This window comes from Streptomyces sp. NPDC012935 (genome assembly GCF_042900345.1).
Taxonomy (GTDB): domain Bacteria; phylum Actinomycetota; class Actinomycetes; order Streptomycetales; family Streptomycetaceae; genus Streptomyces.
The window spans coordinates 1-22,717 of record NZ_JBIBBC010000035.1; the positions used below are offsets into that span (position 1 = coordinate 1).

The 22,717-nt window shown below is 71.4% G+C and carries 23 protein-coding genes; 18 read left to right on the top strand and 5 right to left on the bottom strand.

Features of this window, described 5'->3' with window-relative positions:
* Both ACFY5C_RS40555 and ACFY5C_RS40560 read left to right on the top strand, forming a co-directional pair.
* On the top strand, positions 1–273 hold a 273-nt coding region (locus ACFY5C_RS40555; protein ID WP_389455079.1), incomplete at its 5' end, for an acetyl-CoA carboxylase biotin carboxyl carrier protein subunit.
* Between the two features lie 137 nt (positions 274–410).
* On the top strand, positions 411–1,034 hold the full coding sequence (locus ACFY5C_RS40560; RefSeq protein WP_389455081.1) for a TetR/AcrR family transcriptional regulator: 624 nt from the start codon (positions 411–413) through the stop codon (positions 1,032–1,034).
* Between the two features lie 96 nt (positions 1,035–1,130).
* Here the strand turns inward: ACFY5C_RS40560 and ACFY5C_RS40565 are convergent, their stop codons facing one another.
* Positions 1,131–2,087: a DeoR/GlpR family DNA-binding transcription regulator gene (locus ACFY5C_RS40565; RefSeq protein ID WP_369273057.1), complete on the bottom strand. Its 957-nt coding sequence runs from the start codon at positions 2,085–2,087 to the stop codon at positions 1,131–1,133.
* A gap of 166 nt (positions 2,088–2,253) precedes the next feature.
* A complete protein-coding gene (locus tag ACFY5C_RS40570) occupies positions 2,254–3,702 on the bottom strand; it encodes an NAD(P)H-quinone dehydrogenase (RefSeq protein ID WP_328879679.1) in 1,449 nt (482 codons plus the stop codon).
* Between the two features lie 96 nt (positions 3,703–3,798).
* On the opposite strand from ACFY5C_RS40570, the gene ACFY5C_RS40575 reads away from it, so the two are divergent.
* From ACFY5C_RS40575 to ACFY5C_RS40595, 5 genes are all read left to right on the top strand, one after another.
* A complete protein-coding gene (locus tag ACFY5C_RS40575) occupies positions 3,799–4,236 on the top strand; it encodes a gamma-glutamylcyclotransferase (RefSeq protein ID WP_389455083.1) in 438 nt (145 codons plus the stop codon).
* 50 nt (positions 4,237–4,286) lie between these two features.
* Positions 4,287–4,565: a hypothetical protein gene (locus tag ACFY5C_RS40580; RefSeq protein ID WP_389455085.1), complete on the top strand. Its 279-nt coding sequence runs from the start codon at positions 4,287–4,289 to the stop codon at positions 4,563–4,565.
* 109 nt (positions 4,566–4,674) lie between these two features.
* Positions 4,675–5,499, top strand: coding sequence for a purine-nucleoside phosphorylase (locus ACFY5C_RS40585; RefSeq protein WP_389455087.1), 825 nt, complete (start codon positions 4,675–4,677; stop codon positions 5,497–5,499).
* A 250-nt stretch (positions 5,500–5,749) separates the two neighbouring features.
* Positions 5,750–7,408, top strand: a complete 1,659-nt coding sequence (locus ACFY5C_RS40590; protein ID WP_389455089.1) for a phospho-sugar mutase — start codon at positions 5,750–5,752, stop codon at positions 7,406–7,408.
* A gap of 160 nt (positions 7,409–7,568) precedes the next feature.
* Entirely contained in the window at positions 7,569–8,765 is a 1,197-nt protein-coding gene (locus tag ACFY5C_RS40595) for a hypothetical protein (RefSeq protein WP_389455091.1), read from the top strand.
* Positions 8,766–8,813: 48 nt separating this feature from the next.
* Here ACFY5C_RS40595 and ACFY5C_RS40600 read toward each other — a convergent pair whose 3' ends face one another.
* Positions 8,814–9,515 (bottom strand): PH domain-containing protein, encoded by a 702-nt coding sequence (locus tag ACFY5C_RS40600; protein WP_389455093.1) that lies wholly within the window; start codon positions 9,513–9,515, stop codon positions 8,814–8,816.
* Positions 9,516–10,096: 581 nt separating this feature from the next.
* Between ACFY5C_RS40600 and deoC the strand changes: the two genes are divergently transcribed.
* The 5 genes from deoC to ACFY5C_RS40625 all read left to right on the top strand — a co-directional run bounded on the left by deoC (position 10,097) and on the right by ACFY5C_RS40625 (position 14,704).
* On the top strand, positions 10,097–11,065 hold the full coding sequence (deoC, locus tag ACFY5C_RS40605; RefSeq protein WP_389455095.1) for a deoxyribose-phosphate aldolase: 969 nt from the start codon (positions 10,097–10,099) through the stop codon (positions 11,063–11,065).
* Positions 11,066–11,070: 5 nt separating this feature from the next.
* The gene (locus tag ACFY5C_RS40610; RefSeq protein ID WP_389455097.1) at positions 11,071–12,528 is read left to right on the top strand and encodes an aldehyde dehydrogenase family protein; all 1,458 of its coding nucleotides are present in this window, start codon (positions 11,071–11,073) and stop codon (positions 12,526–12,528) included.
* Positions 12,529–13,449, top strand: coding sequence for an aldehyde dehydrogenase family protein (locus tag ACFY5C_RS40615; RefSeq protein WP_389455099.1), 921 nt, complete (start codon positions 12,529–12,531; stop codon positions 13,447–13,449).
* Positions 13,450–13,641: 192 nt separating this feature from the next.
* Positions 13,642–14,286: a uridine kinase gene (locus tag ACFY5C_RS40620; RefSeq protein WP_389455101.1), complete on the top strand. Its 645-nt coding sequence runs from the start codon at positions 13,642–13,644 to the stop codon at positions 14,284–14,286.
* A 61-nt stretch (positions 14,287–14,347) separates the two neighbouring features.
* Entirely contained in the window at positions 14,348–14,704 is a 357-nt protein-coding gene (locus tag ACFY5C_RS40625) for a DUF6281 family protein (RefSeq protein WP_389455103.1), read from the top strand.
* A gap of 197 nt (positions 14,705–14,901) precedes the next feature.
* Here the strand turns inward: ACFY5C_RS40625 and ACFY5C_RS40630 are convergent, their stop codons facing one another.
* Positions 14,902–15,648, bottom strand: a complete 747-nt coding sequence (locus ACFY5C_RS40630) for a SigE family RNA polymerase sigma factor (RefSeq protein WP_389455105.1) — start codon at positions 15,646–15,648, stop codon at positions 14,902–14,904.
* A gap of 267 nt (positions 15,649–15,915) precedes the next feature.
* On the opposite strand from ACFY5C_RS40630, the gene afsQ1 reads away from it, so the two are divergent.
* The 5 genes from afsQ1 to ACFY5C_RS40655 all read left to right on the top strand — a co-directional run bounded on the left by afsQ1 (position 15,916) and on the right by ACFY5C_RS40655 (position 20,290).
* Positions 15,916–16,593: a two-component system response regulator AfsQ1 gene (gene afsQ1, locus ACFY5C_RS40635; protein ID WP_031477770.1), complete on the top strand. Its 678-nt coding sequence runs from the start codon at positions 15,916–15,918 to the stop codon at positions 16,591–16,593.
* Positions 16,590–18,176, top strand: coding sequence for an ATP-binding protein (locus ACFY5C_RS40640; RefSeq protein ID WP_389455107.1), 1,587 nt, complete (start codon positions 16,590–16,592; stop codon positions 18,174–18,176). Before afsQ1 ends, ACFY5C_RS40640 begins: the two co-directional genes overlap by 4 nt.
* A 308-nt stretch (positions 18,177–18,484) precedes the next feature.
* Positions 18,485–19,045 carry a hypothetical protein gene (locus ACFY5C_RS40645; RefSeq protein ID WP_389455139.1) on the top strand — a complete coding sequence of 187 codons (561 nt, stop codon included), beginning with the start codon at positions 18,485–18,487 and terminating at the stop codon, positions 19,043–19,045.
* Positions 19,046–19,420: 375 nt separating this feature from the next.
* The gene (locus ACFY5C_RS40650) at positions 19,421–19,972 is read left to right on the top strand and encodes a VanZ family protein (protein WP_389455109.1); all 552 of its coding nucleotides are present in this window, start codon (positions 19,421–19,423) and stop codon (positions 19,970–19,972) included.
* A gap of 108 nt (positions 19,973–20,080) precedes the next feature.
* Entirely contained in the window at positions 20,081–20,290 is a 210-nt protein-coding gene (locus ACFY5C_RS40655) for a PspC domain-containing protein (protein WP_389455111.1), read from the top strand.
* Between the two features lie 121 nt (positions 20,291–20,411).
* On the opposite strand, the gene ACFY5C_RS40660 is transcribed toward ACFY5C_RS40655, so the two are convergent.
* The gene (locus ACFY5C_RS40660; RefSeq protein ID WP_389455113.1) at positions 20,412–21,686 is read right to left on the bottom strand and encodes an MFS transporter; all 1,275 of its coding nucleotides are present in this window, start codon (positions 21,684–21,686) and stop codon (positions 20,412–20,414) included.
* Positions 21,687–21,749: 63 nt separating this feature from the next.
* Between ACFY5C_RS40660 and ACFY5C_RS40665 the strand changes: the two genes are divergently transcribed.
* On the top strand, positions 21,750–22,703 hold the full coding sequence (locus ACFY5C_RS40665; protein ID WP_389455115.1) for a LysR family transcriptional regulator: 954 nt from the start codon (positions 21,750–21,752) through the stop codon (positions 22,701–22,703).
* Positions 22,704–22,717 lie beyond the last annotated feature (14 nt).

Sequence of the window (22,717 nt, forward strand, 5' to 3'; positions counted from 1 at the left end):
GCCGCCGGCGCCAAGCCGAAGCGGCGCGCGGCCAAGAAGTCCGGCCCGGCCGCCTCCGGCGACACCCTCGCCTCCCCGATGCAGGGCACCATCGTCAAGGTCGCCGTCGAGGAAGGCCAGGAGGTCAAGGAGGGCGACCTGATCGTCGTACTCGAAGCGATGAAGATGGAACAGCCCCTCAACGCCCACAAGTCCGGCACCGTCAAGGGCCTGTCCGCCGAGATCGGCGCGTCGCTCACGTCCGGCGCGGCCATCTGCGAGATCAAGGACTGACGTCCACGGCACAAGCCCTACGGCATCCGAGGCGCCCGGCGGACTGGAACAGACAGTCCGCCGGGCGCCTCGTCGCAGCCGGGCTCGATGGCATCCTGGAGGCACGCCAAGGGCGCGTGAGAGGGCAGGTGAGAGTCATGGTGGGCGCGACCTCGCACGAGAGTGCGGGGAACCCGGGCGCGGCAGCGACGCCGACGGCCCAGCCGCGTGCGATGCGCGCCGATGCCCGCCGCAATCATGAGCGCCTGCTGGCCGAGGCCCGGTCCGCTTTCGCCGCCCACGGCACGGACGCGTCCCTGGAGGACGTGGCCCGCCGCGCGGGCGTCGGGATCGGCACGCTGTACCGGCACTTCCCCAACCGCGACGCCCTGTTGAGCGCTGTCTTCGAGGACGCCGTCGGCGACCTGCTGACCCGCTCCCGTGAACTCCTGGCCGCCCCGGAGCCCTGCGCGGCCCTGGTGACCTGGCTGCGCGAGATGGTCACCCATGCCGGCGAGTACCGCGGCCTGGCCAGGTCCCTGATGTCCGTCTCGTACGACAACACCTCGGCCCTGGCCCGATGCAGCGGCCCGATCAGGGAGGCGGGCGGCGCGCTGCTGGCAAGGGCTCAGGAGTCGGGTGCCGTGCGGCCGGACGTCTCGATCAACGACCTGCTCCAGCTGACCCACGCGATCGCATTGGCGGCGGAGGAAACGCCGGGAGACCCGGACCTGGCGGACAGATTGCTACGTCTGACGCTGCGCGGCTTGAAAGGCACCTGAAGGCAGCCAACCCAAGGGGCGCGGGGAACTGCGCGACCAGCCACACACATCCGGCACTCGCGCAACTACACGAACCCCTACGGCGAACAGGCGAACCTAACGCCGCCGCAGATCCGCAACCCGGGCCCGCTCACGTTCCCGCTCCGCACCCTGCTCCCCCAGCACCGCCGCGGCGGACCGCAACCCCGGCGCACCACCTGGCACCTGACCTCGCCGCGGCCCCGGCAAGGCACGCCGCCGCGCCGGGACCTCGTCACCCCCCGGGTTCCCGGTCGCCCCGGCCACGGCGATCTGCACCCCCTGATCGGCCAGGGCCTGGAGCTCGGTGTGGGCGCGGTCGTCATGGGCCGGCGGCTCGTCGGTGACGAGCCGGGTGATGACATCCGTGGGCACCGTCTGGAACATCGTGTCCGTACCGAGCTTGGTGTGGTCGGCGAGGACGACGACCTCCGCGGCCGCCTGGACGAGAGCCCGGTCGACGGAGGCCGAGAGCATGTTGGACGTGGACAGGCCGCGCTCGGCGGTCAGGCCGCTCCCGGAGAGGAAGGCCCGCGACACCCGCAGCCCTTGCAGGGACTGCTCGGCGCCGCTGCCCACCAGCGCGTAGTTCGACCCGCGGAGCGTGCCGCCGGTCATCACGACCTCGACCCGGTTGGCATGGGCCAACGCCTGTGCCACCAGCAGGGAGTTGGTGACGACGGTCAGTCCGGGTACCCGGGCGAGCCGGCGGGCCAGCTCCTGTGTGGTGGTCCCCGCCCCGACTACGATTGCCTCGCCCTCTTCCACGAAATTCGCGGCGAGGTCGGCGATGGCCGTCTTCTCGGCGGTCGCGAGATGTGACTTCTGCGGAAAGCCGGACTCCCGCGTGAACCCGCCCGGCAATACCGCACCGCCGTGCCGGCGGTCGAGGAGTCCTTCTGCCTCCAGTGCGCGCACGTCCCGCCGTACGGTCACTTCGGAGGTCTGGACGACGCGGGCGAGCTCACGGAGCGACACGGCCCCGTTCGCTCGCACCATTTCGAGGATCAATTGGCGACGTTCTGCAGCGAACACGAAACTGACAGTAACCCCAACGACCGTCTGGTTTCAGCAGTTTGCGCCGAATAACAGAAGATGTTCGCACGCCAGGGCAAGGAGTGGTATAGGGCCTAGTCCCGCCGCCTATGCCGTACGCATGCTCGACAACTCCCCGTGACCAGCGACGAGTCGGTTTCGGCCGTCAGAGTTCGCCGCCGGACTTCCGCGTGTGCAGCTGCCGTGCCACCTCGGCGATCGAGCCCGAAAGGGAGGGGTACACGGTGAAGGCGTTCGCGATCTGTTCGACCGTCAGATTGTTGTCGACCGCGATCGAGATCGGGTGGATCAGTTCCGAGGCGCGCGGGGATACGACCACACCGCCGACCACGATGCCCGTGCCCGGGCGGCAGAAGATCTTGACGAAGCCGTCCCGGATGCCCTGCATCTTCGCGCGCGGGTTGCGCAGCAGGGGGAGCTTGACGACGCGGGCGTCGATCTTGCCCCCGTCGACGTCCGCCTGGGTGTAGCCGACGGTGGCGATCTCGGGGTCGGTGAAGACGTTGGACGAGACCGTCTTCAGGTTCAGCGGGGCCACCGCGTCGCCGAGGAAGTGGTACATGGCGATACGTCCCTGCATCGCCGCGACCGACGCGAGAGCGAAGACTCCGGTCACGTCACCGGCCGCGTACACGCCGGGGGCCGTCGTCCTGGACACCTTGTCGGTCCAGATGTGCCCGGACTCACGCAGCTTGACGCCGGCCTCCTCCAGGCCCATGCCCTCGGAGTTCGGGATGGCACCGACGGCCATGAGGCAGTGGCTGCCGCTGATGACGCGGCCGTCGGCGAGGGTGACCTCGACCCGGTCGCCGACCCGCTTGGCGGCGGCGGCACGCGAACGGGCCATGACGTTCATGCCGCGGCGCCGGAAGACGTCCTCCAGGACGGCGGCGGCGTCCGGGTCCTCACCCGGCAGCACGCGGTCCCGGGACGAGACGAGGGTGACCCGTGACCCGAGCGCCTGGTAGGCGCCGGCGAACTCGGCGCCGGTGACACCGGAGCCGACCACGATGAGCTCCTCGGGCAGCTCGGTGAGGTCGTAGACCTGGGTCCAGTTGAGGATGCGCTCGCCGTCGGGCTGGGCGTCGGGCAGCTCGCGCGGGTGACCGCCGGTGGCGATGAGGACGGCGTCCGCGGTGAGGGTCTCCTCGGTGCCGTCGGCGGCACGGACGACGACCTTGCGCGAGCCGTCCAGGCCCTGCATGCCCTCCAGCCGGCCGCGGCCGCGCAGGACCCGGGCACCGGCGCGTGTGACGGAGGCGGTGATGTCGTGGGACTGCGCGAGCGCCAGCCGCTTGACACGCCGGTTGACCTTGCCCAGGTCCACGCCGACGACGCGCGCGGGCGTGTCGATGTGCGGGGTGTCGTCGGCGACGATGATCCCCAGCTCCTCGTACGAGGAGTCGAAGGTCGTCATCACCTCGGCCGTGGCGATAAGGGTCTTCGACGGCACGCAGTCGGTGAGCACCGACGCCCCGCCCAGACCGTCGCAGTCGACGACGGTCACCTCCGCGCCGAGCTGGGCGGCCACCAGGGCCGCCTCGTATCCGCCGGGTCCGCCACCGATGATCACGATCCGAGTCACGTACTCCATTGTCCCGCACGCATCACCGTGGTACTGCCTGGGGGCCCGCCCGAGACACCACCGTTACGGGAGGGGCACACGATTCACCTGCCGTACCCTCTCCCCATGTCGCTCTACGCCGCCTACGCCGGCAATCTCGACGCGCGGCTGATGACGCGCCGCGCCCCGCACTCGCCGATGCGCGCCACCGGCTGGCTGAACGGGTGGCGACTGACGTTCGGGGGCGAGCAGCTCGGCTGGGACGGCGCGCTGGCCACGCTCGTCGAGGAACCCGGCGAGCAGGTCTTCGTCGCGCTGTACGACGTCGCCCCGATGGACGAGGACTCCCTGGACCGCTGGGAGGGCGTCGGTCTCGGCATATACCGCCGGCTGCGGGTGCGCGTGCACACGCTGGAGGGCGAGGAGCCGGCGTGGGTGTACGTGCTGAACGCGTACGAGGGCGGGCTGCCGTCCGCGCGGTACCTCGGCGAGGTCGCGGACGCGGCGGAGTCGGCCGGCGCGCCACACGATTACGTGATGGAGCTGCGGAAGCGCCCCTGCTGACGGAGGGCGACTCCTAGACTGGGTGAATCGGCCCATCATCGGGAGAACTCATGGCCCCCACCACGTATGACGTCTACTACACGGTGCAGGCCGCCGAGGCCCGTGACCGGCTCGAGGACAGGCAGCGCAACGCGTTCGACAAGGGCATCGCGCTGCTGGCCCGCGATCCGTTCCTCTCGGTGTCACGGCCCATAAGCTCCACGGGCGACGACCGAACGATCCGGCTCACACAGAACGTCCTCGTGGAGTACACGGTCAGTCGCGGCCGGCTGTTGATCTTCATCGTCGAGGTCTTCAACGACAAGGACGTCCTCATTCCGGAAGAGTGAGCGTGCCGCTCCCGGGCGCGGTATTCGTTGGAAACGACAAGACAACGATCGCCATCCCGTGAGGTCTGTCATCTACGCGCGTAGGCCCAAACCGGCTACCCTCAGTCGCGTGAACGCATCTCTTCTTCCGGACGACATCCAGGGCGACCCCCACGCCGCCGCCGACGCCGCCGCCGCGCGCCTGCGCGAACTCACGGGCGCCGAGACCCACGACGTCGCCCTCGTGATGGGCTCCGGCTGGGCTCCGGCCGTGGACGCCCTCGGCGAACCCGAGGCCGAGTTCCAGGTCACCGAGCTGCCGGGGTTCCCCCCGCCGGCGGTGGAAGGGCACGGCGGCAAGATCCGCTCCTACCGGATCGGCAACAAGCGCGCGCTGGTCTTCCTGGGCCGTACCCACTACTACGAGGGCCGTGGGGTGGCCGCCGTCTCGCACGGCGTGCGTACCGCGGTGGCCGCCGGCTGCAAGACGATCGTCCTCACCAACGGCTGTGGCGGTCTGCGTGAGGGCATGCGTCCCGGGCAGCCGGTCCTGATCAGCGACCACATCAACCTCACGGCTACGTCCCCGATCATCGGCGCGAACTTCGTCGACCTCACGGACCTGTACTCGCCGCGGCTGCGGGCCCTGTGCAAGGAGATCGACCCCTCCCTGGAAGAGGGCGTCTACGCCCAGTTCCCCGGGCCGCACTACGAGACGCCGGCGGAGATCCGGATGGCTCGGGTCATCGGGGCGGACCTCGTGGGTATGTCGACGGTGCTGGAAGCGATCGCCGCGCGTGAGGCGGGGGCCGAGGTGCTGGGGATCTCGCTGGTGACGAACCTCGCTGCGGGGATGACGGGTGAGCCGCTGAACCACGAGGAGGTTCTGCAGGCCGGGCGGGACTCGGCCACGCAGATGGGGTCGCTGCTGGCGCAGGTGCTGGGGCGTCTGTAAGGCGTTTGTCGCCCCCGCCGCCCCTACCCGTCCCGTCCTTGAAGGGGCTCCGCTCCTTCGACCCCGCTCCTCAAACGCCGGAGGGGCTGGTTTTTCAGCCCGTCCGGCGTTTGAGGACGAGGCCGTTCAGGCCGACAGCGGGGGTCTGGGGGCGGCAGCCCCCAGGGAGGGGAAGGGTAGGGGCGGCGGGGGCAAAACCCATCCCCACCCTCAGCCCCCTCCCCACCACAAGAACGAGAGGTTGACCGACGTGCACGACGATCTCATCGCCCGGGCCCAGGCGTGGCTCGCCGAGGATCCGGACCCGGAGACCCGCGACGAGCTCGCCAAGCTCATCGACGCCGCGGACGTCGAGGAAATCGCCGCGCGCTTCAGCGGCACCCTCCAGTTCGGCACCGCGGGCCTGCGAGGCGAACTCGGCGCCGGCCCGATGCGCATGAACCGCACGGTCGTCATCCGCGCAGCGGCCGGCCTCGCCGCGTACCTGAAGAAGCAGGGCCACGAGGGCGGCCTCGTCGTCATCGGCTACGACGCGCGCCACAAGTCGGAGGACTTCGCCCGCGACACGGCCGCCGTGATGACGGGCGCGGGCCTGCGCGCCGCCGTACTGCCCCGCCCGCTCCCCACCCCGGTCCTCGCATACGCGATAAGGCACCTCGGCGCGGTCGCCGGAGTCGAGGTCACAGCGAGCCACAACCCGCCGCGCGACAACGGCTACAAGGTCTATCTCGGCGACGGCTCCCAGATCGTCCCGCCCGCGGACATCGACATCGCGCAGGAGATCGCCGCCGTACCGTCCCTGACCGTCGTCCCCCGCCCCACGGAGGGCTGGGAGACGCTGGACGACAGCGTCGTGAACGCCTACCTCGCCCGCACGGACGCGGTCCTGTCCCCCGACTCGCCGCGCACCGCCCGCACCGTCTACACGGCGATGCACGGTGTCGGCAAGGACGTCCTCCTCGCCGCCTTCGAGCGCGCCGGCTTCCCCGCCCCCGCCCTCGTCGCCGAGCAGGCCGAACCGGACCCGGACTTCCCCACCGTCGCCTTCCCCAACCCGGAAGAGCCCGGCGCGATGGACCTGGCCTTCGCCAAGGCCCGCGAGACCGCCCCCGACCTCGTCATCGCCAACGACCCCGACGCCGACCGCTGCGCCGTGGCCGTGCGGGACGGGGACGGTGCGGAGGGCGGCAACGCCCAGGACGAGTGGCGGATGCTCCGGGGCGATGAAGTGGGCGCCCTGCTCGCGGCCCACCTGGTCAGCCGCGGAGCACGCGGCACCTTCGCGGAGTCCATCGTCTCCTCGTCCCTCCTCGGCCGCATCGCCGAGAAAGCGGGGCTGCCGTACGAGGAGACCCTCACCGGCTTCAAGTGGATCGCCCGCGTCGACGGCCTGCGCTACGGCTACGAGGAGGCCCTCGGCTACTGCGTCGACCCCGACGGCGTACGCGACAAGGACGGCATCACCGCCGCCCTGCTGATCACCGAGCTCGCGTCCGTCCTGAAGGCCGAGGGCCGCACGCTCCTCGACCTCCTCGACGATCTCGCCGTGACCCACGGCCTGCACGCCACCGACCAGCTCTCGGTACGCGTCCAGGACCTGTCGGTCATCGCCGACGCCATGCGGCAGCTGCGCGAGCAGCCGCCGACCGAGCTCGCCGGGCTGGCCATCACCCGCGCCGAGGACCTCACCCAGGGCACGGACACCCTCCCGCCCACCGACGGTCTGCGCTACACCCTCGAAGGCGCCCGTGTCATCGTCCGTCCCAGCGGCACGGAGCCCAAGCTGAAGTGCTACCTGGAGGTCGTCGTCCCGGTTGCGGCCCACGCCGACCTCCCGGCCGCCCGCGCCGAGGCGGCCGGGCTGCTCGCGGCCATCAAGCGGGACCTGTCGGCGGCGGCAGGTATCTGAGCCGTAGGCATACCGGTCGTTCGTGAAGGGGTGCCCCCGTTCGGAGGCACCCCTTCGGGCGATTTCCCAGCGGTGATTGACCCGGGCTCCACGCCCGGCCCCGGCACACGGGCAACGGTGGACGGGCAAGCGCGTCACCGATGTGCCTGGAGCCGCCGCCGTGTCCACGACCGTCCGGCCGACATCCCGAGCGACCACCGCGCCCGAGGGCGAAGCCCGGTCCGGCTCCGCGCCCCCGGGCGGTGGCCCCGCACCACTGCACGCCCTGCGGTACGCGGCCCCCGCTCTCCTCGCCTACCTCGCCGTACGCGGCACGGGCCTGCTGCTGCTCACCGTCTGGGCGCACCGGCAGCGGCACGGCGTCTGGCCGATCCTGGCGACGCAGTGGGACGCCGACTGGTACCTCGGGATCGCCGACCACGGGTACGCGCACGAACTCGGCACCGCGTACAGCGCCAACAACCTCGCCTTCTTTCCGCTCTACCCGATGCTGGTCAAAGCGGTCGCGGCGGTCACGCCGGGCACCCACGCCAGTACCGGTCTCGCCCTCGCCGTCATCGCCTCCCTCGCCGCCGCGTGGGGCGTGTTCGCGGTCGGGGACCGGCTTCACGGGCGTCGGGTCGGCGTCCTGCTCACCGTCCTGTGGGCCGCGCTGCCGGTCGGGCTGGTGCAGTGGATGGGCTACACCGAGTCCCTCTTCACGGCGCTCGCGGCCTGGTCGCTGTACGCCGTGCTCACCGGTCACCTGCTCACCGCCGCCTGGCTCGCGGTGCTCGCGGGCCTGACCCGCCCCACCGGCATCGCGGTGGCGGCCGCGGTCACGGTGGCGGCCCTGCTCGCGCTGCGCCGCCGCTTCCGTGTGCGTACCCTCGCGGCCGCCGCGATCGCGCCCCTCGGCTGGTGCGGATACGTCGGCTGGGTGGGCCTGCGCTTGGGCCGCTGGGACGGATACTTCGCCGTACAGCGGCTGTGGCGCAACGAGTTGGACGGCGGCCGCGAGACGCTGCGGCTGATGCGGCGGTTGCTGGTCTACGACCGGACGCCCGAGCTGTTCCTGGTCGTCGTGACGCTCACGCTGGTCGTGTCGGTGGTGCTGTTCGGGCTGTCCGTGTGGGACCGGCAGCCGGTGCCACTGCTGGTGCTCACGGCCGTACTGCTGGCGATCGTCCTGGGCAGCGGCGGGGTCTACTTCCCCCGCGCCCGCTTCCTCCTTCCCGCCTTCCCCCTCCTGCTCCCCCTCGCCCTGCATCTGTCCCGCGCCTCCCGCCGGTACCGCATGCTCGCCCTCACGGGGGCGGTCGCCGGCTCGGCCTACTGCGGTGCGTACATGGCCCTCGTGCATCCGGGCGCCCCCTGAGCGGTTCAAGGTGTGTCCGGCGCCCCTCCCGCTGCTCGGACAGGCCTGTCAGGCCGTCGCCAGCACAATCACCAGCAGTACGGCCCCGGCGATGACCGGTCCCGCCACCTCGTAGGCCCAGCGCACGGTGACCTCACCCTGCGAGGACTCCAGCTTCTCCCGCTGCTCCAGCAGTTCCCGCAGGTCGTCCATGACCTTGTCGGTCTCGGCCCGCGCCGGGCCGTCCATGTCGACATCCCCTCGCGGCGCCCCGAACCCGAGCCCGCCGAATCCCATACCCCCGCCGGCGCGGCCGCCCCGCTCACCCCGCGCGGCAGCGCTCCGCTCCGCCGCGGCCCGGGCCGAACGCCGTGCCGCCTTCTTGCGCGCCCGCAGCGAGACCGGCACCGCCCAGAGCTGGAACTTGGTGCCGGCCTTGTCGACGACCTCGTTCGAGTAGCTGGACCGCAGTGCGGCGACCTGTCCCCACGGGAGCACGATCACGCGCAGCGGGTTGCGGATGCGCAGCCGGTCCTCGTTGGCGTAGACGGCGGGCCTCAGCGTGAACGCGGACACCAGCGGCACGATCAGGATCAGCGCCGCGAGCGCCACCCACTGGGTGCGGCCCTCGCCCCGGACCAGTGCGTCGATGCCCAGCCAGAGGGCGATTCCGAGCAGCGCGACGCCGCCGATGATGCCCATGGGCGAGCGGTAGACGCGGTCCTTCGACACGGGGGCCGGGGTGGGGGGCTGGGGTTCCGGGGTCGTCATGAGGCCGATTCTGCCGTATGCCTGCCGGCGGCTTGGCGGGGTGGCTCTTCTGCCGTGGGGCTCGCTGCGGGTGCGGGCTGCCGGGGGGGAGGGCGCCTCATCACCGTGGCGGCTCGCTGCGTGCGCGGGTGCGGGCTGCCGGGGGCAGGGCGCCTCATCGCCGTGAGAGCTCGCCGCGTGCGCGGATGCGGGCTGCCGGGCGCAGGGCGCCTCATCGCCGTGAGAGCTCGCCGCGTGCGCGGATGCGGGCTGCCGGGCGCAGGACGCCTCATCGCCGTGGCGGCTCGCCGCGTGCGCGGATGCGGGCTGCCGGGCGCAGGACGCCTCATCGCCTTGAGGCCTCGCCGCGTGCGCGGGTGCGGGTTGTCGGGGGCTGGGCGCGCAGTTCCCCGCGCCCCTCAGGTTGGCCGGCTGCCCGGCGTTGTGGGGATCCGTTCCCTCGCGGACAAGACAGGTCCGTTCCCTGCTGCGGCATCAGGCCCATTCCCTCAGCTGCATGACAGATCCCTTTCCCTCGGCTGCAGAACAGATCCCTTTCCCTCGGGGTGTACAGCCGCTACGCGCGTAGATATGCTCGTCTGGTGACCATGCCCACCAATGCACCCACCGCAGCTCACGCCCTCAAGGACGTCACCGCGTCCGACAGTACGCTGCGCCGCTTCCTTCACGGGCTGCCCGGCGTCGACGCGGTCGGCCTGGAGGCGCGCGCCGCGTCCCTCGGTACCCGTTCCATCAAGACGACCGCCAAGGCGTACGCCATCGACCTCGCCATCTCGATGGTCGACCTCACGACGCTGGAAGGCGCGGACACCCCGGGCAAGGTCCGGGCGCTCGGCGCCAAGGCCGTCCACCCCGACCCGAGCGACCGGACGACCCCGGCGACCGCGGCCGTCTGCGTCTATCCCGACATGGTGGCCACCGCCAAGGAGGCCGTCGCCGGCTCCTCGGTCAAGGTCGCCTCGGTCGCCACCGCCTTCCCGGCCGGCCGCGCCGCCCTCGGCGTGAAGCTGGCGGACGTCCGGGACGCCGTCGCCGCCGGTGCGGACGAGATCGACATGGTCATCGACCGCGGGGCGTTCCTCGCGGGGAACTACATGAAGGTGTACGACGAGATCGTCGCCGTGAAGGAGGCCTGCGGGACGTCCGCCCGCCTCAAGGTCATCTTCGAGACCGGCGAGCTGTCGACGTACGACAACATCCGGCGCGCGAGCTGGGTCGGCATGCTGGCGGGCGCCGACTTCATCAAGACGTCCACCGGCAAGGTCGCCGTCAACGCCACCCCCGCGAACACCCTGCTTATGCTGGAAGCGGTGCGCGACTTCCGCGCCCAGACCGGCATCCAGGTGGGTGTGAAGCCGGCCGGCGGGATCAGGACGACCAAGGACGCCGTCAAGTTCCTCGTCCTGGTCAACGAGACCGCCGGCGAGGACTGGCTGGACAACCACTGGTTCCGCTTCGGCGCCTCCTCGCTCCTGAACGACCTGCTGATGCAGCGTCAGAAGCTGGCCACCGGCCGCTACTCCGGCCCCGACTACGTGACGGTGGACTGATCACCATGGCATCGGTATTCGAATACGCACCGGCCCCCGAGTCCCGCTCGATCGTCGACATCGCGCCGTCGTACGGCTTGTTCATCGACGGCGAGTTCGTGGAGGCGGCGGACGGCAAGGTCTTCAAGACCGTCTCCCCGTCGACCGAGGAGGTCCTCGCCGAGATCGCCCAGGCCGGCGAGGCGGACGTGGACCGCGCCGTGAAGGCGGCCCGCAAGGCCTTCGTGAAGTGGTCGGCGCTGCCCGGCTCCGAGCGCGCGAAGTACCTGTTCCGCATCGCCCGGATCATCCAGGAGCGCAGCCGTGAGCTGGCCGTCCTGGAGACGCTGGACAACGGCAAGCCGATCAAGGAGACCCGCGACGCCGACCTCCCCCTGGTCGCCGCGCACTTCTTCTACTACGCGGGCTGGGCCGACAAGCTGGAGCACGCCGGTTTCGGCGCGAGCCCGCGGCCCCTCGGTGTGGCCGGCCAGGTCATCCCCTGGAACTTCCCGCTGCTGATGCTGGCGTGGAAGATCGCCCCGGCGCTGGCGACCGGCAACACGGTCGTGCTGAAGCCGGCCGAGACCACCCCGCTGTCCGCCCTGTTCTTCGCGGACATCTGCCGCCAGGCCGGTCTGCCCAAGGGTGTCGTCAACATCCTTCCCGGCTACGGCGACAGCGGCGCCGCGCTCGTCGCGCACCCGGACGTCAACAAGGTCGCCTTCACGGGATCGACGGCCGTCGGCAAGGAGATCGCGCGGACCGTCGCCGGCACCCACAAGAAGGTCACCCTGGAGCTGGGCGGCAAGGGCGCCAACATCGTCTTCGACGACGCCCCGATCGACCAGGCGGTGGAGGGGATCGTCAACGGCATCTTCTTCAACCAGGGGCAGGTCTGCTGCGCCGGCAGCCGGCTGCTGGTCCAGGAGTCGATCCAGGACGAGCTGCTGGAGTCGCTGAAGCGTCGCCTCTCCACGCTCCGCCTCGGCGACCCCCTCGACAAGAACACCGACATCGGTGCGATCAACTCCGAGGAGCAGCTCACCCGCATCACCTCGCTCGTCGAGCAGGGTGAGGCGGAGGGCGCCGAGCGCTGGTCGCCGGCCTGCGAACTCCCCGAGAGCGGCTACTGGTTCGCGCCGACGCTCTTCACGAACGTCACCCAGGCGCACCGGATCGCCCGCGACGAGATCTTCGGCCCGGTCCTGTCGGTCCTCACCTTCCGCACACCGGACGAGGCCGTCGCCAAGGCGAACAACAGCGCGTACGGCCTGTCGGCGGGCATCTGGACGGAGAAGGGGTCGCGGATCCTCGCCGTCGCGAACAAGCTCCGTGCGGGCGTCATCTGGTCCAACACGTTCAACAAGTTCGACCCGACCTCGCCGTTCGGCGGTTACAAGGAGTCGGGCTTCGGCCGCGAGGGCGGCCGCCACGGCCTGGAGGCGTACCTCGCCCCGTCGAGCCCGGAGGGCGAGCGATAAATGAGCACAGTTGAGAAGAACGACAAGACCGAGCGCGCCGAGCGGCTCTCCGTCTTCAAGACCTACAAGCTGTACGTCGGCGGGAAGTTCCCGCGTTCCGAGAGCGGCCGGGTGTACGAGGTGACGGACTCCAAGGACAACTGGCTGGCGAACGTCCCGCTGTCGTCCCGCAAGGACGCCCGTGACGCCGTGGTCGCCGCGCGCAAGGCGTTCGGCGGCTGGTCCGGCGCGACGGCGTACAACCGCGGCCAGATCCTCTACCGCATCGCGGAGATGCTGGAAGGCCGCCGCGAGCAGTACGTCCGTGAAGTCGCCGACGCCGAGGGCCTGTCGAAGTCGAAGGCGGCGGCGCAGGTCGACGCGGCGATCGACCGGTGGGTCTGGTACGCGGGCTGGACCGACAAGATCGCCCAGGTGGTCGGCGGCGGGAACCCGGTCGCGGGCCCGTTCTTCAACATCTCCTCCCCCGAGCCGACCGGCGTGGTGGCCGTCCTGGCCCCGCAGGAGTCCTCCTTCCTGGGCCTGGTCTCGGTGCTGGCCCCGGTGATCGCGACGGGTAACACGGCGATCGTGGTGGCGTCCGAGAGGTCCCCGCTGCCCGCCCTCTCCCTGGGCGAGGTCCTGGCCACGTCCGACCTGCCGGGCGGCGTCGTCAACCTGCTGTCGGGCCGTACGGCGGAGATCGCGACGCCGCTGGCCGCGCACCAGGACGTCAACGCGATCGACCTGGCCGGCGCCGACGAGGTGCTGGCGAAGGAACTGGAGATCGCGGCGGCCGACAACCTCAAGCGCGTCCTGCGTCCACAGCCTGTGGACGACTGGGCCGCCGCCCCCGGCATCGACCGCATGACGGCCTTCCTGGAGACCAAGACGGTCTGGCACCCGACGGGTTCGCTGGGCGCGTCCGGCTCGTCGTACTGACAACCGTCGCGACGGCCACCTGGACCAGAGAGCCGCGCCTCCCCTCCGTCCGGGGGAGGCGCGGCTCTCTGCCCTGCCGCCGCCGCGACGCGTTGCCAGGTGAACGCGAGAGGGCTGTGAGGTGTGACGCGCGCTTCAATTGCGGTACGCCGGGTCGTACGCGGGCCCTGCGATGCCGCAGACTGGTGTCCCGTGAGTTCCCATCCGCCCATACCCACGCGAGTCGTGCTGCTCTGCGGCCCTTCCGGCTCCGGCAAGTCCCTTCTCGCCGCCCACTCCGGTCTTCCGGTGCTGCGGCTCGACGACTTCTACAAAGAGGGTGACGACCCGACCCTGCCGCAGGTCCCCGGGAGCTCCGACATCGACTGGGACCACCCCGACTCGTGGGACGCGGACACGGCCGTCGCCGCGATCGCGGAACTGTGCCGCACGGGCCGTACGGACGTTCCGCTGTACGACCTCTCGCTGAGCGCCCGCACGGGCGCGGAGACCGTCGAGATCGGGCGGACCCCCCTCTTCATCGCGGAGGGCATCTTCGCGGCCGAGATCGTGAACCGCTGCCGTGAGCTCGGCCTCCTCGCCGACGCGCTGTGCCTGAGCCGCGGCCCCATGAAGACGTTCCGCCGCCGCTTCCTCCGCGACCTGCGAGAGGGCCGCAAGTCGGTCCCGTTCCTGCTGCGCCGCGGCTGGCGCCTGATGCGCCTGGAACGTTCGATCGTCGCCCACCAGACGTCCCTGGGCGCCCACGCCTGCGACCGGGACGAGGCCCTCGGCCGCCTCACCGCAGCAGCAGCGGGCCGCCGCCCGGCGGCCGCCCCGGCGACGCCGGCCACCTGAACGAACACGGTGCCCTCTGCGTCGTAGGACCGGAAAACGGTCCCCGCGGAGAGGAATCCCGATGCCCGCTGCCGTCCAGCCCGGCCGACGCCTGCTCATGGCTGCCCTGCTCGCCACCGCGGCCGTCGGCTGCACGGAAACGGGCGGCACGGAGCCGGGCGGTGCGGCCGAGGCCTCCTGCGCGTACGTGGTGACGTACGAGCGCCGCTCCTACCAGGACCTCGCGAACACCGACTTCACCGTCGGGAAGAAGCTGGGCACCGCCACGATCCCGGCGTGCGACGACACCCCGAACGATCCCGCGGACGCCATCGGCGAGCAGCGGATCACCGCGTACGCGGTCGAGGGGATGGCCCCTGCCGTCGCCATCGCCGTCGGTGACACTCCCGCCGGGGCGATCCTCATGAAGGCCCGCTGACAGCGCACACGAAGAACGGGACTGGACGGACCCCCCGGCCCTCCAGCCCCGCTCCCGTCGTGCTCCCCCGAATCCCCCGTGGGAGCACTCCCCCGTGTTCCCCCCGCTGGTCCCCCGTGGGCCCCCCGGCCCCGTGGGTCCCCCCACTTCCTACCGCTCCCCCGTTGCATCCCCCCGGATGCGGTCCCCCCGGACCTTCAGGCGACAAGCTCCCCGAAGGCGTCTTCCTCGTCACGGCCGAAGCTGAGGACCTCGTCCTCGCGCAGCCGGCGGAGCGACCGCCAGATGCTGGACTTCACCGTGCCGACACTGATGTCGAGGATGTCCGCGATCTCCGGGTCGGTGCGGCCCTCGTAGTAACGAAGGACCAGCATCGTCCGCTGGAGTTCGGGCAGCCGGGCCAGCGCCTGCCACAGGACCGCGCGCAGTTCGGTGCCGCGCATCGCGTCCGTGTCGCCGGGCGTCTCCGGCAGCTCCTCGGTCGGGTACTCGTTCAGCTTGCGGCGGCGCCACGCGCTGATGTGCAGGTTGGTCATCGTCCGCCGCAGGTAGCCCCCCACGGCGGCCTTGTCACTGATCCGGTCCCAGGCCTTGTACGTCGAGAACAGCGCGCTCTGCAGCAGGTCCTCGGCCTCGAAACGGTCACCGGTCAGGTGGTAGGCGGTTGCGTACAGGGAGGTGCGGCGCTCCTGGACGTAGGCGGTGAACTCCGCCTCCGACAGCGAGCGACGACGCTCCCCCGAGTCCTCCCTGTACGCGGCTCCCCCGTGCGTTTCCCCCGTGAAACCGTCAACCACCGTCATGAACGCGGTGTGCTGACGCCCGGTGCCGCGAGCGCACCCCCGCCCGCTCACGGCACCGGACTTCTCGGAACCCCGGCCCCCGTTCACGTCGTGCAGACGCGTGATCACTGCGCTGGTGCTGGTGCCGTGCAGCGTGTTCATCTCGCGCCCCCCGTCGTGGACTTCCGGTGTTCTGCTTGGTGCGGCTTGCTGTCTTGCGTCCCGCTGTCTTGCCTGTGCCGAAAAGCTTGCCGGGGCACCTTCATGGCCGTGTCCGCCGACTGTCACAGACGTGTCACAGGGGCCTGTGCCGTAGGTCGCCCCCAGGCAGCCGACAGCGCGGACCCAGTCATGAGCGCTACGTGCCCGTAGCCGTACAGCTCGTACAGGTGTCGAAACACGACCCCCGCATGGGCCAGAATGAGCCCCGTGCCTTCCCTGTTGCTGATCGAGGACGACGACGCCATCCGTACGGCCCTGGAGCTCTCACTGACGCGCCAGGGACACCGTGTGGCCACCGCTGCCACCGGCGAGGACGGTCTGAAACTGCTGCGTGAGCAGCGGCCGGACCTGATCGTGCTGGACGTGATGCTGCCCGGCATCGACGGGTTCGAGGTGTGCCGGCGCATCCGGCGCACGGACCAGCTGCCGATCATTCTGCTGACCGCGCGCAGCGACGACATCGACGTCGTGGTCGGACTGGAGTCCGGCGCCGACGACTACGTCGTCAAACCGGTCCAGGGGCGGGTGCTCGACGCCCGCATCCGGGCAGTGCTCAGGCGCGGCGAGCGGGAGTCGAACGACGCCGCGACGTACGGCAGCCTGGTCATCGACCGTGCGGCGATGACCGTGACGAAGAACGGCGAGGACCTCCAGCTCACCCCGACCGAGCTGCGTCTGCTCCTGGAACTGAGCCGCCGCCCGGGTCAGGCCCTGTCCCGGCAGCAGCTCCTTCGCCTCGTCTGGGAGCACGACTACCTGGGCGACTCCCGCCTCGTGGACGCCTGCGTCCAGCGCCTGCGCGCCAAGGTCGAGGACGTCCCGTCCTCCCCCACGCTCATCCGTACCGTCCGCGGAGTCGGCTACCGCCTGGACGCGCCTCAGTGACAGACGAGCAGGGGGGATTGCGCGGCTGGGTCGCGGCTCGCAAGGGAGTGTGGTCGAGGCTGCGTTTCACCAGCCTGCGCCTGCGACTGGTGGTCGTCTTCGGCCTCGTGGCGCTCACGGCCGCCGTGTCCGCGTCCGGGATCGCCTACTGGCTCAACCGCGAGGCGGTGCTCACCCGCACCCAGGACGCGGTGCTGCGCGACTTCGAGCAGGAGATGCAGAACCGCGCGGGCCTGCTGCCCGAGGAGCCGACGCAGGACGAACTGCAGCACACCGCCGGGCAGATGGCCAACAGCAGCCAGCGCTTCAGCGTGCTGCTCGTCGCCCAGGGCGCCGACGGCAAGCCCGTGTACGGCAACTCCGGCGGCCTGGACGGCTTCACGCTCGAGGACGTGCCGCAGTCGCTGCGCACGGCGGTGAACGAGAAGCAGCAGGTCGACTCCTCCAACAAGGCCGAGTACCACCTGTACTGGCAGCGGACGGTCGCCGACGACACCCCCTACCTGGTCGCCGGCACGAAGGTGATCGGCGGCGGCCCGACGGGCTACATGCTCAAGTCCCTGGAGCCGGAGGCCAAGGACCTCAACTCCCTCGCCTGGTCGCTGGGCATCGCCACCGGCCTCGCGCTGATCGGCTCCGCGCTGCTCGCGCAGGCCGCCGCCACGACCGTACTGAAGCCGGTCCAACGCCTCGGTGCCGCCGCCCGCCGGCTCGGCGAGGGCAAGCTGGACACCCGCCTGCGCGTCTCCGGCACGGACGAACTGGCCGATCTCTCCCGGACGTTCAACAAGGCCGCCGAGGCGCTGGAGAAACGGGTCGCCGACATGGCCGGCCGCGACGAGGCGTCCCGCCGCTTCGTGGCCGACATGTCCCACGAACTCCGCACCCCCCTCACCGCGATCACTGCCGTGACGGAAGTGCTGGAGGAGGAGCTGGAGATGGAGACCGGCTCCATGGACCCGATGATCGAACCGGCCGTACGCCTGGTCGTCAGCGAGACCCGCCGCCTGAACGACCTCGTCGAGAACCTCATGGAGGTCACCCGCTTCGACGCGGGCACGGCCCGCCTGGTCATCGACGAGGTCGACCTCGCCGACCAGATCACGGCCTGCATCGACGCCCGCGCCTGGCTGGACGCGGTCGACCTGGACGCCGAGCGCGGCATCATGGCCCGCCTGGACCCGCGCCGCCTGGACGTCATCCTGGCCAACCTCATCGGCAACGCGCTCAAGCACGGCGGCTCGCCGGTCCGGGTCGCGGTCCGGGAGGCGGACGACTCGATCCTGATCGCCGTACGGGACCACGGTCCCGGCATCCCCGAGGACGTCCTGCCGCACGTCTTCGACCGCTTCTACAAGGCCAGTGCCTCCCGCCCCCGCTCCGAGGGCAGCGGCCTCGGCCTGTCCATCGCCCTGGAGAACGCCCACATCCACGGCGGCGAGATCACCGCCGCCAACTCCCCCGACGGCGGCGCGGTGTTCACCCTGCGCCTGCCGCGGGACGCATCCAAGCTGGCGGAACAACCAGACGCCAACGAGACCGACGGCAAGGGCTCCGACGGGCCGGAGAAGGGGGACGCCTGATGAAGGTACGCGGCCGGGCGGGCGTTCCCGAAGAACGCGACGGATACGGCGCCGACGGCCGGACGGGCCCGAGCGGCGTGCCGGCCGATGTGGAGCAGCACGCGCCCGCGCAGGGCCTCTCCGCTGCACCGGGCCACCACGCACACGCGCGCGTACCCAGGCCCTCGGCCACCCCGGCCCACCACACGCGCGTACACGGGCTGCCTGCCGCCTCAGAGGGCGCCGCACGCCCGCACGGGCCCTCGGCCCTCTCGGGGCGCCGCACGCGGGTAGGCAGCCTCCTTGCCCTCTCCGCAGCGACCGCAGCGCTGCTGACCGGGTGCGGCATCCGTTCCACGGAGGTGCCGACCAACTTCGGCCCCGCTCCCTCGCGCGTGCACTGCTCGCTCTCCGAACCGAACGTGTCGACGCAGGCCACGCGCGGGCTTCCGGTGCAGGTGTTCCTGCTGTGCGGGTCACAGCTGGTGGCCGTGGACCGAACCGTGCGGGTGACGGACGGTACGGCGGACTCGGCCCGGCGCGTGCTGGTGGCGCAGGGGCTGCTCGACGAGCTGGAGGCGACACCGTCGGCCGCCGAGAAGGAGGCCGGCTACACCACCGACGTCCGCGGCGCCATGACCGTGAGCGGCCCGCGCCCCGGCGACCCCGACGAGACCCTGCGCCTGAGCACACCGCCCAACGACCTCACCTCGTACGCCCTCGCCCAGATCGTCTGCACCTTCTCGGACTCGACTGCCGCCGAGGGCGACGGCTCGGTGATCCTGGGCGGCCCGGGCGCCGACCCCCTGCGCCGCTACGAGTGCACGGACGAGGTCCGCACCCGCCCCGGCAGCAACGAGCCCCCGTCGACGGAGATCACGGACAACTGACGGCGAAGACCACGGCCGACCCCCACGACGCGGCACCGCCCAGGGCGGCAGGGGGCGTGCCGGAAGGCGCGCCCCCACCGGGCCGCGGTCGCCTGGCGGTAAGGGGACGCGCCGGGGGGGTCCGCCCGCAGTGGCCGGCGTCAAGAGCCAGCAACACCCTGCCCGACCCCGACCGCCGGTCCGAGGACGGAGACCCCCCGGCCCGGCCCCGACCCACCCACCGCACCGCAGGCGCTACGCACACCCCCCGAACCGCGACGGGCCGCCGCAGGCAATAGACGGCGCACCCACCGCCGGAGGCCCGTGTGGCGGACGCCTCACCCCCGTAAGCCCTCTCCCGGAACCGATCCTGCCGGGGGGCGCGTCTAGGGGGGCGTGCAGCGTCAAGGCTCCATCGGCGGCAGCGCCGTGATCCGCATCCGTGCGACGGGGGGTGTTCTCCTGGTCGCGCACCTCGTGTTCGTCGCCTGGCTCACGCTGCGCCCGCTGGACGTCCCCTGGGTGATGCCGCCCAACTTGCGGCCGTTCGCCGGGATCAGAGCCGATCTGGCGCTGGGCTGGCAGGAGGGCGCCCGGCACATCGTCGAGGGACTCGCCCTGCTCGCACCCCTGGGCGTGCTGATCCCGATGGCACACGGCAGGGTCAACGCCTCCCCACTGGGCTCCCTGGTCCGCGCGGTCGCGGCCGGCGCCCTGATCTCGCTGGGCATCGAGCTGTTGCAGACCGGCGTACCCGGCCAGATCGTCGACGTCGACTCCCTGCTGCTGAACACCGTGGGCGTGGCCCTGGCGCACGCGGCGGTCGTACCCGCGGCCCGCGCCCGGCTCCGCCGCAGGTCCGAGGGCGCGGACCGGGCGACCGTTCCCCAGGAGGAGCCCACTCAGGGTCGGACCCCGACGATTCCCAGGGTCGGGATAGCTCCATAGAGTGACGCTTTGCCCGGTTCGTCGCCGTAGCGTGGATGTCAGATGAGGGAAGCCCTCGGGAGGCCCCACAAGGGGGCCTCCGACCGACGCTCGCGAAGGAGCCGCACCATGACCGCGCTCGCCCGACCCACCAACGGCCGCATGATCGGCGGAGTGTGCGCCGCGCTGGCACGGCGCTTCGGCACCTCCGCGACGACGATGCGCGCGATCTTCCTGATCTCCTGCCTGCTCCCCGGCCCGCAGTTCCTGCTCTACATAGCCCTGTGGATCCTGCTCCCCTCGGAGGACAAGGCGAACAAGACGCGCGAGGCCTGGTAACCACTAAAACAGACTGCGCCCCGCCGATGTCCGGCGGGGCGCACCCGTTTTCTGCCACAGGAACGAAAACCTACGAGCTGAGCCTCACAACCCACGCCCTGCCCCGCACCCCACGGCCACCTCAGGCCGCCGTGGCCAGTCGCCGCTGTTCCAGCCGTGCCGCCCGGGTTCCGAACACCGTGATCGTCACGACGCCGAGCACCGCCAGCAGGCCGACGCCGACCGTGCCGGCCCAGCCGCCCGCGTGGAAGGCCACCGCGCCGACCGTGCTGCCGGCGCTGGAACCGATGTAGTAGGCCGACTGGTAGAGCGCCGATGCCTGGGCTCGGCCATGGGTGGCCGTCTTGCTGACCGCCGAGGAGGCGGCCGCGTGGCCGGCGAAGAAGCCGCCCGTGATGAGGACCAGGCCGAGGAGGACCAGCGGGAGCGAGTCCGCCAGGGACAGCAGCAGGCCCGCCGCCGTCGTGGCCCCGGCCGCGTACAGCGCGCCGCGGCGGCCCAGGCGGCCCACCAGCCGTCCCGCCGTGGACGCGGACACCGTGCCGACCAGGTACACGAGGAAGATCGAGCCGATGATGCCCTGGGGCAGCGAGAACGGCGCCTCGGTGAGGCGGTAGCCGATGACGGTGTACACGCCGCCGAAGACGGTCATGAACAGGGCGCCGATCGCGTACAGGCGGCACAGCAGCGGGTTGGAGAGGTGGTCGCGGACCGCGCGGGCGAGGACGCGCGGACGCAGCGAGCCCGGCTTGAAGTGGCGCGGTGCCGGCAGCAGCAGCCGGAAGGCCACCGCGCACGCCACCGCGAGCACGCCGATCACGCCGACCGCGATCCGCCAGCCCCACTCCTGCGCGACCCAGCCGGTGATCACACGGCCGCTCATCCCGCCGACGCTGTTGCCCGCGACGAACAGTCCGATGGCCGTCACCAGCGCCTTCGGGCGGACCTCCTCGGCCAGATACGCCGTCGCCGACGCCGGCAGACCCGCCAGCGCCGCACCCTGGACCGCCCGCAGCACGACCAGGGAGGTCAGGTTCGGTGCGAAGGGGACCAGCACACCGACCGCCCCCGCGACCGCCAGGGACGCCGTCATGACCGTACGGCGTCCGTACCGCTCCGACAGCGCGCTCATGGGCAGCACGAACAGCGCCAGACCGCCCGTCGCGGCCGCCACCGTCCAGCTCGCCTCGCTCGCCGCCACCCCGAACTCCCCGGAGATCAGCGGCAGCAGGGCCTGCGTGGAGTAGAGGAGTGCGAAGGTCGCGACACCTGCCAGGAAGAGGGCGAAGCTCATCCGGCGGTAGCCGGGGCCGCCCGGGGACATTCGGGAGTCGACGACAGGGACTGAAGGTGCGGCGCCCAGGGTGGTGGACGCCCCGGTACTGGCGGGAGACATGCTTCGAAGCTACGTACGCCCCCACTCATCCGTCCAATGCATGGATTCGCCATAATCGTTCCCATGGCGCATCAGTACAGTTCACAGCCTCGGCTGTCACCATCCAGTGACACAGATGACATGACGATGTTGCTCGCGCCCCGCCTCGCGTACTTCGCCGGCGTGGCCCGCACCGAGCACGTCACCAGGGCCGCCCAGGAGATGCAGGTCCCGCAGTCCACGCTCTCGCGTGCCATGGTCCGCCTGGAACAGGACCTGGGGGTCGACCTGTTCACCCGCCACGGCCGTACGGTCTCCCTCACCCCCGCCGGCCGTACCTTCCTCGCGTCGGCCGAGCGGGCCCTGGCCGAGATCCGGCGCGCAGCCGACGAGGTCCGCGCCGACGCCGACCCGGCCACCGGCAAGGTCGCCTTCGGCTTCCTGCACACCATGGGCGCCGAAACGGTCCCGGGCCTCATCCACGCCTTCCGCGCCGACCACCCCCGCGTCCGCTTCAGCCTGGTCCAGAACTACGGCGAGGCGATGCTCGAACGACTCCGGGCCGGCGAGCTCGACCTCTGCCTCACGTCCCCTGTCCCGGACGCCCCCGACCTGGTCGCCCGCCGTGTGGACGAACAGAAACTCCGCCTGGTCGTCCCCGCCGACCACCGCCTGGCCGGCCGCAAGCGCATCCGCCTGGCGGAGGCGGCCGACGAGATCTTCGTGACCCTGGAACCGGGCTACGGCCTGCGCCGCATCACCGACGACCTGTGCAAGGAGGCAGGCTTCAGGCCCCGTGTCGCCTTCGAGGGCGAGGAGGCGGAGACGCTGAGAGGTCTGGTGGCGGCGGGCCTGGGAGTCGCACTCCTGCCGCCGCCGGCCGTACCGCGCCCGGGCGTGGCAGAACTGACGGTCACCGCCCCACGCGCGGCACGAGAAATCGGCGTCGCCTGGATGGCCGACCGCCCGGACACACCTCCGGTGGCGGCCTTCAAGAGGTTCCTGCTGTCAAGAAGGGGCAATTTGCTGCCCACGTAGGCGCACCGCCCTCA

Bases quoted from the DNA above. Each gene is read 5' to 3' on its own strand.
- ACFY5C_RS40625 (WP_389455103.1), top strand. From the start codon at position 14,348: ATGCCCGCTGCCGTCCAGCCCGGCCGACGCCTGCTCATGGCTGCCCTG.
- ACFY5C_RS40660 (WP_389455113.1), bottom strand. From the start codon at position 21,686: ATGTCTCCCGCCAGTACCGGGGCGTCCACCACCCTGGGCGCCGCACCT.
- ACFY5C_RS40655 (WP_389455111.1), top strand. From the start codon at position 20,081: ATGACCGCGCTCGCCCGACCCACCAACGGCCGCATGATCGGCGGAGTG.
- ACFY5C_RS40570 (WP_328879679.1), bottom strand. From the start codon at position 3,702: ATGGAGTACGTGACTCGGATCGTGATCATCGGTGGCGGACCCGGCGGA.
- ACFY5C_RS40600 (WP_389455093.1), bottom strand. From the start codon at position 9,515: ATGACGACCCCGGAACCCCAGCCCCCCACCCCGGCCCCCGTGTCGAAG.
- ACFY5C_RS40580 (WP_389455085.1), top strand. From the start codon at position 4,287: ATGGCCCCCACCACGTATGACGTCTACTACACGGTGCAGGCCGCCGAG.
- ACFY5C_RS40575 (WP_389455083.1), top strand. From the start codon at position 3,799: ATGTCGCTCTACGCCGCCTACGCCGGCAATCTCGACGCGCGGCTGATG.
- ACFY5C_RS40630 (WP_389455105.1), bottom strand. From the start codon at position 15,648: ATGAACACGCTGCACGGCACCAGCACCAGCGCAGTGATCACGCGTCTG.
- ACFY5C_RS40560 (WP_389455081.1), top strand. From the start codon at position 411: ATGGTGGGCGCGACCTCGCACGAGAGTGCGGGGAACCCGGGCGCGGCA.
- ACFY5C_RS40665 (WP_389455115.1), top strand. From the start codon at position 21,750: ATGGCGCATCAGTACAGTTCACAGCCTCGGCTGTCACCATCCAGTGAC.
- ACFY5C_RS40615 (WP_389455099.1), top strand. From the start codon at position 12,529: ATGAGCACAGTTGAGAAGAACGACAAGACCGAGCGCGCCGAGCGGCTC.
- ACFY5C_RS40610 (WP_389455097.1), top strand. From the start codon at position 11,071: ATGGCATCGGTATTCGAATACGCACCGGCCCCCGAGTCCCGCTCGATC.